Origin of the sequence: Methanobrevibacter sp. (assembly GCF_045586545.1) — an archaeon.
Classification (GTDB): Archaea; Methanobacteriota; Methanobacteria; order Methanobacteriales; family Methanobacteriaceae; genus Methanocatella.
The window spans coordinates 1-14,234 of record NZ_JAZNAN010000074.1 but is presented as its reverse complement, the minus strand read 5'-3'; the positions used below and the strand labels follow the sequence as shown (position 1 = coordinate 14,234).

The window sequence follows — 14,234 nt, the reverse complement described above, 5'->3', positions numbered from 1 at the left end:
AATTATAGATATTATATCTTTATTATTATATAAAATTAACTAAAAATGGAGTATTTTTTAAACAAAATAAGAATTTTAAAAAAAGAATTTTTTCAAAATGCAGTTGCCGGGATTCGAACCCGGGATGGAGGCTTGGAAGGCCCAAGTAATAACCAGACTATACCACAACTGCATAAAAAAATGCGGCGTCCGGGATTTGAACCCGGGTCTCTAACGTGGCAGGCTAGAGTCTTAACCAGGCTGGACTAACACCGCATGAAAAATAACAACAAATAAACTTATGTTTTAATAATATATAAAGGTTTGCATTATTTGGTGAAAATGATTGTTTAACAATTTCCAATGACCCATTTAAATTTTATGGGCCAAAATGCAAATCCAATCATTTTCCTCATCAATATAAGCTTCAAAATCCTTGAAACCTGTTTTTTCCAATGCCTCCCTTAAAACATCTTCGGAGTAGATTTTCATGTCCAAAAGTTCAACCAGATCATCGTACTTTTCCATTTCGCCTTCCCTGTAGACTGCTTCATTGCAGAAAAATACCAAACCGTCCTTTTTAAGAACCCTGTTGACTTCCTTCAGGTCATTGATGAAATCAGGCCAGAAATATATTGTCTCAAAACCGGTTACAATGTCAAAGGTTTCATCATAAAACGGCATGTCGGATACAGAACCCTGCAATACATTGACGATTCCCCTGTCAATGGATTTTTTATTTAACTCGATTGATTTTTCAACGCTCACTTCGGAGTAGTCTATTCCAACAACACGGCCATTATCTGAAATCTGTGCGGCAAACCTTTCGATGTTTCTTCCGCCGCCGCATCCGATATCCAAAATCTTTGAGTCTTCATTTATTTCAAAATGGCTGACTCCCCATTGGGCCATTGCCTCATGGGACTTGTTCATCCTGTCAAGAATCTGATGGCCAAGCTCGCCGACCGGCTTTCTTGCATTTTTGATTAACTCTTTATCTTCAATGTGATGACCTGTATTTACCTTTTCGTCCATATTATCACTTTCCCATTCCTTTTCTGGTTTTTATGGCCTGTCCTGTCTGGAACTGTTTGATTTCACATGCTCCAAGAAGCGCCTTTCCATAGGCAAGCAATTGATCCTCTTCGTTTACTATCAATACTTCATCCTTTGCCCGGATATTTTCGTCACAGTCAACCACAAATTTGCAGAACACGCTTTTTCCGTCAAGGGCAAACGGTTCTGAGTCCTTGTTCACTACAACACGATTTTGCGGATAAGGCATTTTGCTGTGAAGCCTTTTGGCACCTTCTTTTGATAAAATCAGATATGAATCGGATGCTCTCATATTAACGAGCAGCACCTTGCCGTCATAGATATGTCTGATTTTTCCTGTCTTTTTACTCTTTTCAATGTTGATGTTGCCTGTAAAGAGCGCTTCGCCTGCTCCAACGCCAAACTGATAATCGGCAATTGCCTTTACCTTTTTAACGTCATCCTTATCATATCTTATGTCATCTGAAGCTTCATATTTGGTGTACAGTCCAATTTCCAGGTCATTGATTATTTTCGAATGTATTAACACTTGGTCGTAATATTCAACGAATTCATTTATGAAATCCTCAATGAACTCGATTGCGTCAACGTCACGTATTTTTGGAGCATCGCTTTGGCTCAGTGGATAGACCTCATCGATTTCAAGAGGTATCAGTCCGAACGGAATGTCTAAAACCATGAAGTCCGCATCATCCAAATCGATTTCCCTTTCATCGCCGTAAACATAGAATTCCCCAAGCTTTCCTGAAACGAATTTTGAGTAAGGCTTTCTTGATGGAGGCAATATTACCAAATCCCTCTTTTTAGGCATCCTGCGCAATTTCTGCATATGCCTTAACACTTCGGATCTGCATAGTGATTCGGGACCGGTGTAGAAGAATGCTGACTTTTTGCTTCTTGGATCGTATTTTTCCAAATCCTGTGAGTAGTTTCCAAGCTGCCTTACGGCTTCAAGAAGTGCAGGGTGAGCACGGCATCTCTCTTCGACAAGCTCCATCAGATTGCCGTCATAGATTGCCTGCCTGATTAGTCTCAACTCTGCAAATGAAACATGAAGGTTGTGCTGGGCAATCAAATCCCTTCTTTGCTCTTTAGGCATTGCCCTTAGGTCATCAGGAGTGTATTTGGTACAGACTTCGCATGAACATGGCATTTCCTGGAGGTTTTCCAGCTTGAAAGTTCCTCTTGTTGACAAGAGCCTGTCATCTTCAGCATATAAAATATATGCCGCTGAATCAAAGAGGTCACAACCCATTGCAACGCACAGCGCAAATATCATAGGGTGTCCCGCTCCCATCAAATGTCTTGGAACAGTGTCTGATAGCTCCTTCATTGAGTGCATCACCACATCAACCAAGTCCTTGTAGTGATATGATTCCATTAAAGGCACTACTGCTCCAATTGGGTATAAATCAGCATCAAGCTTTGAGAGTTCCCTTGCGCATTCACGCCTCAAGTCCAGGTAAGTTGAGCCCTGAACTACGGAGTTGAGAAGCATTTCAATATTGTTATGTTTTTTGAACTCCACTGCTTCGCGTGCCCTTTCAAGGGTTATTTCCAAATCGCTTTCTGCCTTTTCCCTTTCAACGAATGGGGCTGTTGGAATGTCCAGGCTTGTTCCGATGTCGGTTTTAATCAGTTCCTGGAATTCTATTACTTCCTTGTTTGTTATCTCCACATCGCCATAAACTGACAGTTGGAAAGAACCTGAATCTGTCATTATCGGTCCGTCAAAGTTGATTAATTTATGAATTCCCTCTTCAACTGCCTTTTTCTTTAAGTCTTCATCCTTATAGATTAAATATGCATTGGTAATTACGATATCCGCACCGTATTTGGCAACGTCAAGTGCCTGCTTGCGCGGATGAATTACGGGCATCAGTGCCGGAGTTTTCACATCCCCATGCTTGGTTTTCAAAACCCCTACACGCCCCATATTATCTTTTGCTTTAATTTCAAACATTTATATTACCTTAATCATTGAGTTAATTGAACTTAATTAATAAAACCTGAAATGAGAAAAAATTAAGTTCACAAAAAATCATCTCTAAAATTAATTAGAACATTAAACAATATCTAGATAAACATTAAGTTAGAAATTATATAAATTTTGCTCATTTAACAAATCAAAAATATCTCAAGCATGTAAAAAAAGGTTAGCTTAAAAAATTTTTTTTAAAAAAAATGGAATAATAAGGATTTCATATTCCTTATTATTTAACAGTTATGTATACTTTTTTAGTCGCACCTTTATAGTTTGTGCTTCCTTTAAATTTAATTGTGGCCTTAAATTTACCTTTTTTATTTAATTTTGTTAATTTGAATGTAGATTTGCCCTTACTGTTGGTTTTTGCAGTATATGTTTTACCCTTAACCTTTAAAGTGACTTTTACACTTTTCATTGCTTTGTTTTTATTGGTTGTTAACTTAGCTGTGTATTTTTTTGTTTTGGTTTTTACTTTAAAGGTTTTCGCTGAAGCGGTAAATTTTGTAGAAACTCGATTATCAGCAAATTTGCATCCATCAACAGAACATTTATATCCATTAGTATCTAAAGCAGCCGTTTTAGTATATTTGGTATTGACATGGCAATTTATAAAATTAGATTTGGAAATAGTGCCTTTAGTACCCTCTACAAAAATAGCGCCTCCAGAAGAATAAGACCCTTTGGCATAACAATTCTTAAAACTACAATTTACAACAGAAGATTTATCTGCAGTTTGGATAGCCCCTCCAGTACTATAGTCTCCAGAAACAAAACAATTTTCAAAAATGGAATTGCTAACAGAACATTTTTCATTTAAAGAAATAGTCCCTCCACAAGAGTTACTTCCTTTAGAATAACAATTTTTAAAACTGCAAGATACAACAGAACAATAATCATGCAGATAAATTGCACCTCCCAAAGCAACAGTACTCTCTGAATAACAATTATTAAAACTACAATTAACAATAGAATTATACTTCTCTGATATTCCAATAGCTCCTCCAGAACAACCTACAGGGTTACCATAAGTATGGCAATTGTTAAAACTGCAATTGATGATGGAATTATGTTCTCCATTTACACTTATAGCACCGTCAGAGCCAGTAGCGTAAGAATTTGAAAAATCACAATTATTAATGGCATTATACTTGCCGAATATGCCTATAGCACCTGCAATACTACTATCATATTTAACATAACAATCTACAAAATTGCAATTATCTATAGTATTACAGTCACCAGAAAAGCTAATAGCCCCTGAATTTGCTATATCCTTACCGGAATGACAATCTAGAAAACTACAAGAGATAATAGAGCAGTTATTACAGGTAGAAAAAATAGCTCCGCCTCCATCGCCAGGGTCTTTTATGTCAGTAAACCCATTTGAAAAAGCAATATCAATTAATATAACATTGTCGGATTCAATTAAAAATGCTCTAGACAAACCTTTTGCATTTAAAGTAGCTCCATTTCCATAAATTGTTAAAGGTTTATCAATGGTTACTGCTTTTCCAGAACTAACATAACTACCAGATAGTTCAATTATATCTCCCTCATTAGCATTATTTACAAGTGATTGTATATCATTAAAATCACCAGCAGAACTATCCCCTAGTTTATTGTCTTTTAAATCAGCAATTTCTAAATCTGAATCTTCCTCAACTGAATACTGTATATCTGATTCCCCATTTACTGTCAGGCAATCCGTGATGTTTTCGTCATTTGCACTGACAGAACCCATTGTGAAAATTATCAACATAATTAATGTCAATAATATTGTCTTTTTTAATTTCATAATGTTTCAACCATTTTTATTGATAAATATATTTTTTTCATTACAAGTTATTAAAATTTAACACAATGTGAAGCAAATAAAAAAAATATTTTAAAAAAATCAGATTTCAGTAAAAATTCCTTTTAATTTTTTCACCCAAAAATCAATATAAATATTAAAAGGCACTAATTTTATAAATAGATAAAATGAGTTATGAAAATGATGCTAGAATAATCAGTGACGATATCTTCGATTTGGTAAACGAGTGTTTCAGTCATGAAAGAAGTAGTCGAAATAATGAAAGCAGACTTAATTTTTTTGATACTTACAACGATTATTTTGTTTTAACGGATGATGGATCCTATTCTATCAACTCACGTGAAATAAATAATAAAGTTGAAACATTACATACATCTACAGGTGCAATAAGTGAGTCATTTGAGAAATTTATCAAGCCGATGAAGTTCGACTATACAAAAGACATTGCCATTCTTGACATCTGTGCAGGACTGGGATACAACACATCCGCCGCAATAGATGATTTTATGAAAAATTCCGGTGAGTCACACTTACAGATTGACATGGTTGAGATATCAAAGGCAACATTTGCATGCGGACTTCTGGTTCCCTCACCTATTCCGGCTCATGACATAACCAGAAAGGCCATTGAAGATGAACTGATAGCTCAGGATTATGCCTCATTGAGTCTTGAGGAAACGGAGATTCCGGAAAACATCGACATAAATGTCTATATTGAGGATGCAAGGCAAACCGTCCAGCGCCTTGAGGACAATACCTATGATGCAATATTTCTGGATCCCTTCAGCCAGAACATGGCGCCGGAGCTCTTTTCAGTTGAATTCTTTAAAGAGTTCAGGCGCGTAATCAAGGATGACGGCATCGTTGCAACATATACATCTTCAGCACCGGTGAGAGCAGGATTCATTGAAGCGGGCTTTTATATAGGCCTCGGACCGATTTTCGGAAGAAAGCAGGGAGGAACACTAGCCAGCCCGAATCCGTTGATGCTTGACTATGCCCTTCCAAGAAACGATGAAGTGAGAATTGCACTTTCAGATGTCGGCATTCCATTCAGAGACCCCGGCTTGAACAATTCAAGCGATTTCATTTTGGATGAAAGAACCGAAGAAAGGCACAATGCACGCCACAACACCAAAATATCCTCAGCCGTCAAGACACCGATATTTCTAGGCGTTGAGATGGACGATGAGAAACTCAAAAGGCGTGTTGAACGCAACCTGGCAAAGATGAACATTCCATCAACAACCTCCAGCGAAGCGAAATACATCGTTGAAGTTGAAGATGATTACTCTCAAGAACAAGATGAAAAAAATAACTCAACAGAGAGAATTCTTGAAATGAAAAAAAGATTAAAAAAAGTTAAGATGGGAAATTAGATTTTTACATAATTTCCGCTTTTAAGAATATAAGCTATTTCTTTTGAAGACGGTACCGGATCAGAAACTACAGTCAGATGCATCGGGTTTGATGTGACATGCTCCAGACCGAATATTGAAAAGTCACAGTCACAGTCCGCACAGAAAATCATTCCTTCAGTACTTCCCGGCTCCCTATGGCCTGTTGCAGGGAAAATTGCAACTTCAGTTGTCTCATCGCCTGCCCAGAAGACATCCCAGTACAGGTTATGGCCATGACAATACGGACAGGTTCTTTCAAATTCTGTCATATACCATGTATATCCGTATTTTGATTCCTCTCCGGGTGCTGACGGCCTTCCGATAGCTAAAATTGTTTTTCCATCTTCAGAAACACCATATTGACTATAGGATATTCCATACTTGTCCTTGACAACAGTTATTTTGGTTGTAACTTGATAACCGGTATCCAAATCCTTACATACGACTTTGTATTGGCCGACAGGGAATTTGAAATCGACTGAAGCAATACCTTTAGAGTTGGTTGTTACGGTATGTGCAACGCCATCTATGGTAATCTGCATTTTAGTGTGTTTTGCAATTTTGCCGTCCTGGCCTAAAAGCTGAGCCTGATAGGTTGAGCCCTGATTTGCAATTGCTCCAACATCAATAGCCTTGATGGAAGCTAATTTAACAGTTACCTTAGTGTTCAAATTATATCCTGTGAAAGGATCGACAGAGCGGAAATTATATGTACCTTTTCCCAATTTGAACTTGACTGTTGCAACACCCTTATCATTGGTTTTGACTGTCTTTTTGGCACCGTCAACATAAACTGTCATTTTAGTATTTTTAGCTATGCTCTCTCCTTTGTAAAGCTTAACCTTGAATTTTGAAGTTGTGCCTGTAAACACTGTCATTGATTTGGCAGACAATGTCGGCAATACCTTGACGGTTCTGGTTACCTTCTCTCCGGTTTTAGGGTTTATTGAAACAACCTTGAACTTGTTCGGAGCTGAGATAATCTTCAAAGTGGCCTTACCGTGGGAATCAGTCTTTTTAGAGTAATATGTTCCTTTAGCATAAAACTTAATGTATTTGTTTTTCAGGACCTTTCCGTTAGTGCCGTAAAATGTTGCAGTGAACTGCAGTGAACTTCTGTAATGCTTTGTCAAATCATCCGCATCAATGGAATGCTTTACAGTAATCTTATGGGTTACATTATGTCCATTTGGATGAATTGCCTGAATTGTATAGGTTCCAACATTCAAGTTCAAAGCCAGTTTTGCCACACCATTGGAATTGGTCTTGACAGTTGTTGTCTTGCCGTTTAAAATGAATTTGACATTGGTATTTGCTAATGCTTTGCCGTCATTATTATAAAATGTAGCGGAATATTTTTTTGTGCTCTTATAAGTTTTAGTAATATCTTTGGCCTTGATAAAAGTAGCACTATCTGAAGAGCTGGACAATTTGGAAGAATCATCCAGAGAAGCGGCCAATAGCTCTTCCTGATTGGATTCGCTCATTTGATAAATACTTGCTTCACTACCGTTTCCTTGCACTTCAGTAGTGAGGACATCATTGGTAGATAAATCTTGACAGATCCCCGATGGGGGCTCTTCATCTACATCACTAGTCATTACATCATCAGTTGAATTTGCATCTACAGCGCCAACCGCTGAAATTGATAACATAAAGACTAATGTCAATAAAATTAAATTTAGTCTTTTATTAAACATAAACGTTAACTCCATTTAACATTTGTTCGTATTAAATAATTTTTACTTTAAGGTATAAAAAGCTTTTGATAATCAAAAAAAGCTCTGATATGTTTAATTTTGAATAAATAAGTCAAAATAAGTTAATAATAAGATTAAAAAGGTTAAATTGATTGAAATTGATTTCAAAAGGTCGGTTATATTTAAATCATGAAACATTTTAAAAAAGTTTGGTGAAAATAACTATACATAACAGTTATGAAATTGCCGGCAATATCAACATTAACAGTTAATCAAAATAAGAAAACAAAAATCAAAATATTGATTTGATTACAAAAAATAAACAAATAGCCTTAAAATTGAATTTAGGGAAAAAATAAAAAGAATTGGAATAAAGTTAAAAAACCTTATTCAACAGTAACACATTTTGCCAAATTCTTAGGTTTGTCCGGGTCGAAACCCTTCTCGAGTGTGATGTAATATGCTATCAACTGAAGCGGCACGATATAAACCAGAGGTGCGATGATTTCTGTAACATCACTATTAATCAATATCACATCATTTGCTTTTGACTTTAGGCTGTCATCCCCTACAGCACCCAATGCAAGCACACGGGCTCCACGGGACTTGACCTCTTCCAGATTGCTCATGGTCTTTCTGTAGTTGTCTCCAGGAGGAATTACAACCACTACAGGAATTCCTTCATCAATCAAAGCCAAAGGACCATGCTTGAGTTCACCGGCGGCATAACCTTCACCATGAATATATGAAATTTCCTTAAGCTTCAAAGCGCCTTCCAGGGCTGTCGGATAGGAATATCCCCTTCCAAGATAGAAGAAGTCCCTTGCAAAGTGATACCTTTTGGAAATGTCCTTAATCAAGTCGATTTCTTCGAGAACGTCATCGATATAGTCCGGAACCTTTTCCAGATCATTGAGGAGCTCTTCGTTTTCAGCCAGAAGCGCTGCCAAGAGATATATTGCAGTCAACTGTGCAACATATGTTTTTGTAGCGGCAACACCGATTTCAGGACCTGCCTGGGTCTGGATGACATATTGGGCACGTCTTGTAATGGATGAACCTGCAACATTAACTATACCTAATGTCTTTGAGGTCTCATTCGCCACATCCAATGCCTTAAGTGAATCTGCAGTTTCACCGGATTGTGAAATGAATATGACCAGAGTCTTGTCATTCAATGTCTTTGCGGAATATTTGAATTCGGATGCGAGAATGACATCAGTCGGAAGGCCTGCAAGAGATTCAATCAAATATTTACCGGTTAAAGAAGCATGATAGGATGTTCCGCAAGCCACAAAGCAGATTCTTTCGATATCATCAATATCATCAATGATTGACTGGATGTTTTCCTTTTGAGTCAATGTATTTCTTACGGCTATTGCCTGTTCGTTGATTTCCTTAATCATGAAATGGTCATATCCTTCCTTTTCAGCCATTTCAGGTGTCCAGTTGATAGTGTCGATTTCCTTGTTTATCGGATTGTCGAATTCATCATGGACTACAACACCGTTTCTATCCAAAATGACGATTTCTCCCCTTTCAGGATAGATTATATCACGCGCATACTTTAAAATAGCGGGTGAGTCTGACGCAAGATAATATCCTTCCTTGCCGATTCCAACAATCAACGGAGAGTCTTTGCGTGTTGCAACAATCTTATCCGGTTCATTTACAGAAATTGCAGCTATCGCATAAGCCCCTTCAATGATGCCTATTGTCTTTCTTACGGCATGCTCCAGGTCAAATCCTTCATCCATGAATTTCTGAATCAGATGAGGAATGACTTCTGTATCAGTATCTGATTTGAAGGTATGGCCTTCACTGATTAGCTTTTCCTTTATCTCCAAATAATTTTCAATAATTCCATTGTGAACAACAGCAACTGTGTTTTCTTCATCAACATGAGGATGTGAGTTTAGCTTTGACGGATCTCCATGGGTTGCCCATCTTACATGAGCAATACCGAAGCTTCCATCCATTTTAGTCAAATCCAATTTCTTATCTACTTCTTCGATTTTTCCTTTATCCTTTTTAATATGAATTTTTCCATCTGAAAAAGTAGCAAGACCTATTGAATCGTATCCCCTGTATTCCAGCTTGGATATACAGTCAAAAAGAATTGGTGCCACTTCATCATCGTTTTTTAATATGCAACCAACAATTCCACACATATAATCACCTTTCAAAATTCATACATTTTAAGCGAAAACACAATCATTTCTGGTAATCGTAAATATCCCTATACATATCTACAACATCCCCAATTATTAAAATAGCCGGAGTGTTTATTTCCTTATCTGAAATATCGCCTAAGGTTCCGAATACGAGGTTTTCATTTGGAAGAGTTCCGCTTTCAATAGCACAGACCGGAGTATCGGCTGAGCGATATTTCATGATTTCAGTTGTATTTTCCTTTATATTTCCTATTCCCATTAAAATTACTAAAGTATCAGCAGTATAATCCCAATGAACTTGGCTTTCAGGCTTGGTTGGGTCCTCATGACCTGTTACGATAGTCAGTGATGTTGCAACCGCCCTGTGGGTTACAGGCAGCCCAAGAGAAGTTGGCGCGCCAATTGCGGAAGTAACGCCTGGAATTACTTTAAATTTGATGTCATTTTGCATCAAAGCCAATATTTCTTCTCCACCACGGCCAAAGACAAAAGGGTCACCTCCTTTAAGCCTAACTACATTTTCATGAGTTTTAGCCTGCTGGACAATCAATTCGTTGATTTCATCTTGAGTCTTGTAATGCTCCCCTGCCTTTTTGCCGACATATATTCTTTCTGCTGTTTCGGGAGCATGGGCCAATATTTCCTCATTGGCCAAATAATCATAGAGTACGACATCAGCCTTATTCAAAGCCTTTACTGCCTTAAGAGTTATTAATTCAGCATCTCCAGGACCTGCGCCAATCAAATAAACTACCATTTTATCACACTATAAAAATCCTTTAAAGAAGTTCAAACCGTCATCTGAGCCGAATATTTTCTCGGAAGCCCTTTCAGGGTGAGGCATCATTGCGCATACTAATCCTGATTCATCACAGACGCTTGTTATAGCTTCCATTGAACCGTTCGGATTTTTGCCTTCAAACTGAAGTACAATCTGGTCCTGGTCTTTAAGCAAATCAATGTCTTCAGTGTAGAACCTTCCTTCTGCATGTGCAATCGGAAGAGAAATAATCTGGTCCTTTTTGAATGCCTTTGTAAATGGAGTCCTTGAAGTTCCGACCTTCAGCTCAACCCATTCACAATTGAATTTAGGGTATTCGTTTGTGATGAAAATTCCCGGAACAAGTCCGATTTCACCAAGGATTTGTGCTCCATTACAGATTCCTAAAACTGGCTTTTCCTCTTTAACCAATTCTTTTATTCCATCAATGACCGGTGTAATTGAAGCCATTGCTCCGGCCCTTAGGTAATCTCCATATGAAAATCCGCCAGGAATGACAATACCATCATAGCCTGTGAGATCCTCTTCATTCCACCAGATGTATTCCGGTGTAAGGCCTGCTAGCTCAATTGCCTTTGCAACATCCCTGTCACAGTTGGTTCCCGGAAATCTAATTACTCCAATTTTCATTTTCACACCTATTTGCCGCAAGCCATGTTCTGTGGAATGACATTAATCTTATAATCATGAATAACAGGATTACAAAGTAATCTTTCACACATGTCAACTACGTTTTCTCTAATTACTTCTCTGTCTTCGCCTTCCATTTGGAATTTGATGATTTCAACGGTTTTTACGTTGTTTACATCATAGCCAAGCAATTCAAGAGACCTTTCGATTGTAGTAGCTTCAGGGTTTAACATACCACTTTTCAAAGAGATTTTTACTTCAATATCAAATAACATCTAAATCACCTTTTCTTCATCGGGAATAATTCTATTGTAAACTTCAATGTAAGCGTCCATAACTTCGTCGTCTTTTCCTTTTCTGAACAGTTCTTTATCCATCATTTCAAGGGTTTCGCTGTCCCATAACCTGCATCCGTCAGGAGAAATCTCATCGCCCAAGATGATGTTTCCGTCCTTGTCCTTACCGAATTCTATTTTGAAATCAACCAGAACAATCCCTGCATCCGCAAAGAACTTCCTTAAGATTTCATTAATTTTCAAAGCCTTTTCAATTAGGATATCGACTTCCTCTTGGGTAGCTATTCCCAATGCCTGTATTAAGGAAAAATTAAGCATCGGATCATGATATTCGTCATCCTTATAATCCATTTCAACAACAGGAGGTTCCAGTCTGGTACCGTCTGCAATAGGATATTTCCTCACAAGACTTCCTGTTGCGATGTTTCTGACGATTACTTCGATTGGAATCATTTCAAGTTTTTTTGCAATCATGACATTCGGTTCAGGCAAGTCAACGAACTGGGTTTCAATGCCGTTTTCCTCCAAAACCTTAAAGATTTTAGTGGAAATGATTGCATTGTATGCTCCCTTGTTGGTCATGACCTCTTTTCTTGCACCGTCACCGGCAGTAATGTCATCCCTAAACTCGATAATGACCTTATCATCATCACTAGAATTATATACGCTTTTTACTTTACCGCAATTAATTAACTCTTTTTTGTCCATGCTATCAACAATAAATTATTATGATATAATTTTTGGACTTAATGTTATATAAAAATAGTTAAAAAAATAGCAGTTACAACTGACTGATGTATTTGACATCACCTTCTGTCCGGCCGAATTTCATCCCGTTGAGCTTTCCTGTGGGAAGCTCGGAGAGAATTATCACTGGGTAGTCCTCATCCGGCTTTAGAAACATCTGATGTGTAACATCCTGTCTTGTCTTTACCGCTATTTTATAGTTTTTTCCTTCTTTTGACAAATCACCGTCCAGAAATACCTTGTTGAATGTCTGGTCTTGAAGGTAATCCGGAAATGATTCGTCGATGTTGAAGTAATCCAAGAGTTCCCTGAATATCAACCTAATCATTCCATGCTTGGAAGCTTGTCCTGATCGGAATCGTATGAAGAGCCTATCAGTTCTCCGGTTTCAGTATCGTATTGCCTGAATCCGCCGTCTTTGTATGTGACTTCACGGTAATATCCTTCACCGTTCTGCGCATTGAATTTAACCTCTTCGCTTACGATATCGCTGTCATCTGATGCATTGTCAGAACTTTCAGAAGATGCAACATTACTCACTTTATCAACAATTTTCTCTATTGTAGAATCATCGCTTCCGGAATCATCTGCAACGTCATTCATCATGGTATATCCTACAGCACCGCCGACAATCAGCAATGCCACAATTATTCCTAAAAGAACTAGAATAAAGTTTTTCATATTTTCACCTCTTTTTAGCTTTCAATAGTTATTTGAAAACAAGGCATTAAAATACTTTTCTATCAATTTATATATGCCAAAGCCCAATACTAATAAACATGGACATGAAAAATACTGCGATTCTTTTGATATTATTGCTTGCCGTTTTAGGCCTGATAATAGGTGTCCAATATACCGAAGCAGATATTCCTGCAAAAGACACCGACAATAGCGAAAGCTTTGATTATGGAGAATCAAACGGTGAAATAACCATCACTTTAGATGTTAAAGAAAAAAATGAAAGTTTATTTGATAAACTTTTTAGCTAAACTAACGCTAGTTGAGTTGAAATTTCTGGAATATTAGTCAAATTACTTGCAAATGATTTGACAAACTGTGTGTTTTCAACATTTTCAACTAAAACACCAAGAGTTGCGTCAATTGAAATAGACTTTTCATCTACACAAACATCCATTTTAAAACAGATTATATTCTTCAATGATTCTTTAGGTAAGCTGAACCTCTTTGAAGCGTCCAATACCTCAAGAGATACTGGAATATTATCCTCATCAAAATCAAGCAAAAGTCCATCATCCATTTCTATGGTTTCCCCATATTGGAAATCTCGAATAACTTTAATACCTAACACATCTGATGATGAATCATACATGTAAATTACTTCTTGAATGTTATTTTCTTTCAATTTCACGTTCCCTCCTTGCTTTAGCGAATGAATAAGTTGTAATAACTTTAATTTTTTCAAAATCATCAATTCAATTACAATGTAAAAATCTTTTGATTTTATTTTTTCATGAGGATAAACTAATTTGAAACGATTTTCCATAGTTTTAGAAATGCTTAAAGGAATTTTGCATCTTAAGCAATTGAATATATAATCAAAGCTTACATCCCTTTCAAACCAATTAACCAACACATGATCATCCAATCTTAAATCAGCACTATCAAAAGATTTTAATATCCTTTGTGCATCTTCAATATTATAATCAAACA

General features: G+C 37.1%; 14 protein-coding genes and 2 tRNA genes. 2 read left to right on the top strand and 14 right to left on the bottom strand.

Annotated elements, in window-relative coordinates:
• Positions 1-98: 98 nt before the first annotated feature.
• From ACKI3D_RS06060 to ACKI3D_RS06040, 5 genes are all read right to left on the bottom strand, one after another.
• Positions 99-172, bottom strand: a tRNA-Gly gene (locus tag ACKI3D_RS06060).
• A gap of 9 nt (positions 173-181) precedes the next feature.
• Positions 182-255 (bottom strand) — tRNA-Gly (locus ACKI3D_RS06055).
• A gap of 96 nt (positions 256-351) precedes the next feature.
• On the bottom strand, positions 352-1,014 hold the full coding sequence (locus tag ACKI3D_RS06050; protein ID WP_407392927.1) for a class I SAM-dependent methyltransferase: 663 nt from the start codon (positions 1,012-1,014) through the stop codon (positions 352-354).
• Between the two features lie 4 nt (positions 1,015-1,018).
• Positions 1,019-2,998, bottom strand: coding sequence for a tRNA guanosine(15) transglycosylase TgtA (gene tgtA / locus ACKI3D_RS06045; RefSeq protein ID WP_407392925.1), 1,980 nt, complete (start codon positions 2,996-2,998; stop codon positions 1,019-1,021).
• A gap of 250 nt (positions 2,999-3,248) precedes the next feature.
• Positions 3,249-4,817, bottom strand: coding sequence for a hypothetical protein (locus ACKI3D_RS06040; RefSeq protein WP_407392923.1), 1,569 nt, complete (start codon positions 4,815-4,817; stop codon positions 3,249-3,251).
• 185 nt (positions 4,818-5,002) lie between these two features.
• On the opposite strand from ACKI3D_RS06040, the gene ACKI3D_RS06035 reads away from it, so the two are divergent.
• Entirely contained in the window at positions 5,003-6,214 is a 1,212-nt protein-coding gene (locus ACKI3D_RS06035; RefSeq protein ID WP_407392922.1) for an MnmC family methyltransferase, read from the top strand.
• On the opposite strand, the gene ACKI3D_RS06030 is transcribed toward ACKI3D_RS06035, so the two are convergent.
• From ACKI3D_RS06030 to ACKI3D_RS05995, 8 genes are all read right to left on the bottom strand, one after another.
• Complete coding sequence (locus ACKI3D_RS06030) at positions 6,211-7,890, bottom strand: hypothetical protein (RefSeq protein WP_407392920.1); 1,680 nt, start codon at positions 7,888-7,890, stop codon at positions 6,211-6,213. The genes ACKI3D_RS06035 and ACKI3D_RS06030 overlap by 4 nt on opposite strands.
• Positions 7,891-8,321: 431 nt before the next feature.
• Positions 8,322-10,106, bottom strand: coding sequence for a glutamine--fructose-6-phosphate transaminase (isomerizing) (glmS, locus tag ACKI3D_RS06025; protein WP_407392919.1), 1,785 nt, complete (start codon positions 10,104-10,106; stop codon positions 8,322-8,324).
• A gap of 43 nt (positions 10,107-10,149) precedes the next feature.
• Positions 10,150-10,866, bottom strand: a complete 717-nt coding sequence (gene cobA, locus ACKI3D_RS06020) for a uroporphyrinogen-III C-methyltransferase (RefSeq protein WP_407392917.1) — start codon at positions 10,864-10,866, stop codon at positions 10,150-10,152.
• 9 nt (positions 10,867-10,875) lie between these two features.
• Complete coding sequence (purQ, locus tag ACKI3D_RS06015; protein ID WP_407392916.1) at positions 10,876-11,520, bottom strand: phosphoribosylformylglycinamidine synthase subunit PurQ; 645 nt, start codon at positions 11,518-11,520, stop codon at positions 10,876-10,878.
• An 8-nt stretch (positions 11,521-11,528) separates the two neighbouring features.
• Complete coding sequence (purS, locus tag ACKI3D_RS06010; RefSeq protein WP_407392915.1) at positions 11,529-11,795, bottom strand: phosphoribosylformylglycinamidine synthase subunit PurS; 267 nt, start codon at positions 11,793-11,795, stop codon at positions 11,529-11,531.
• On the bottom strand, positions 11,796-12,524 hold the full coding sequence (gene purC, locus ACKI3D_RS06005) for a phosphoribosylaminoimidazolesuccinocarboxamide synthase (RefSeq protein WP_407392913.1): 729 nt from the start codon (positions 12,522-12,524) through the stop codon (positions 11,796-11,798).
• 73 nt (positions 12,525-12,597) lie between these two features.
• On the bottom strand, positions 12,598-12,882 hold the full coding sequence (locus ACKI3D_RS06000) for a hypothetical protein (RefSeq protein ID WP_407392912.1): 285 nt from the start codon (positions 12,880-12,882) through the stop codon (positions 12,598-12,600).
• 5 nt (positions 12,883-12,887) lie between these two features.
• Positions 12,888-13,244, bottom strand: a complete 357-nt coding sequence (locus ACKI3D_RS05995; protein WP_407392911.1) for a flagellar protein, FliL — start codon at positions 13,242-13,244, stop codon at positions 12,888-12,890.
• Between the two features lie 98 nt (positions 13,245-13,342).
• Between ACKI3D_RS05995 and ACKI3D_RS05990 the strand changes: the two genes are divergently transcribed.
• Positions 13,343-13,552: a hypothetical protein gene (locus tag ACKI3D_RS05990; RefSeq protein WP_407392910.1), complete on the top strand. Its 210-nt coding sequence runs from the start codon at positions 13,343-13,345 to the stop codon at positions 13,550-13,552.
• Here ACKI3D_RS05990 and ACKI3D_RS05985 read toward each other — a convergent pair.
• A partial coding sequence (locus ACKI3D_RS05985; RefSeq protein ID WP_407392908.1) for a DUF2283 domain-containing protein occupies positions 13,549-14,234 on the bottom strand: 686 nt, incomplete at its 5' end. The two genes, ACKI3D_RS05990 and ACKI3D_RS05985, sit on opposite strands and share 4 nt — an antisense overlap.

Excerpts from the sequence above, each read along its gene's own strand:
- ACKI3D_RS06050 (WP_407392927.1), bottom strand. The coding sequence starts at position 1,014 with ATGGACGAAAAGGTAAATACAGGTCATCACATTGAAGATAAAGAGTTA.
- tgtA (WP_407392925.1), bottom strand. The coding sequence starts at position 2,998 with ATGTTTGAAATTAAAGCAAAAGATAATATGGGGCGTGTAGGGGTTTTG.
- ACKI3D_RS06040 (WP_407392923.1), bottom strand. The coding sequence starts at position 4,817 with ATGAAATTAAAAAAGACAATATTATTGACATTAATTATGTTGATAATT.
- ACKI3D_RS06035 (WP_407392922.1), top strand. The coding sequence starts at position 5,003 with ATGAGTTATGAAAATGATGCTAGAATAATCAGTGACGATATCTTCGAT.
- ACKI3D_RS06030 (WP_407392920.1), bottom strand. The coding sequence starts at position 7,890 with ATGTTATCAATTTCAGCGGTTGGCGCTGTAGATGCAAATTCAACTGAT.
- glmS (WP_407392919.1), bottom strand. The coding sequence starts at position 10,106 with ATGTGTGGAATTGTTGGTTGCATATTAAAAAACGATGATGAAGTGGCA.
- cobA (WP_407392917.1), bottom strand. The coding sequence starts at position 10,866 with ATGGTAGTTTATTTGATTGGCGCAGGTCCTGGAGATGCTGAATTAATA.
- purQ (WP_407392916.1), bottom strand. The coding sequence starts at position 11,520 with ATGAAAATTGGAGTAATTAGATTTCCGGGAACCAACTGTGACAGGGAT.
- purS (WP_407392915.1), bottom strand. The coding sequence starts at position 11,795 with ATGTTATTTGATATTGAAGTAAAAATCTCTTTGAAAAGTGGTATGTTA.
- purC (WP_407392913.1), bottom strand. The coding sequence starts at position 12,524 with ATGGACAAAAAAGAGTTAATTAATTGCGGTAAAGTAAAAAGCGTATAT.
- ACKI3D_RS05995 (WP_407392911.1), bottom strand. The coding sequence starts at position 13,244 with ATGAAAAACTTTATTCTAGTTCTTTTAGGAATAATTGTGGCATTGCTG.
- ACKI3D_RS05990 (WP_407392910.1), top strand. The coding sequence starts at position 13,343 with ATGGACATGAAAAATACTGCGATTCTTTTGATATTATTGCTTGCCGTT.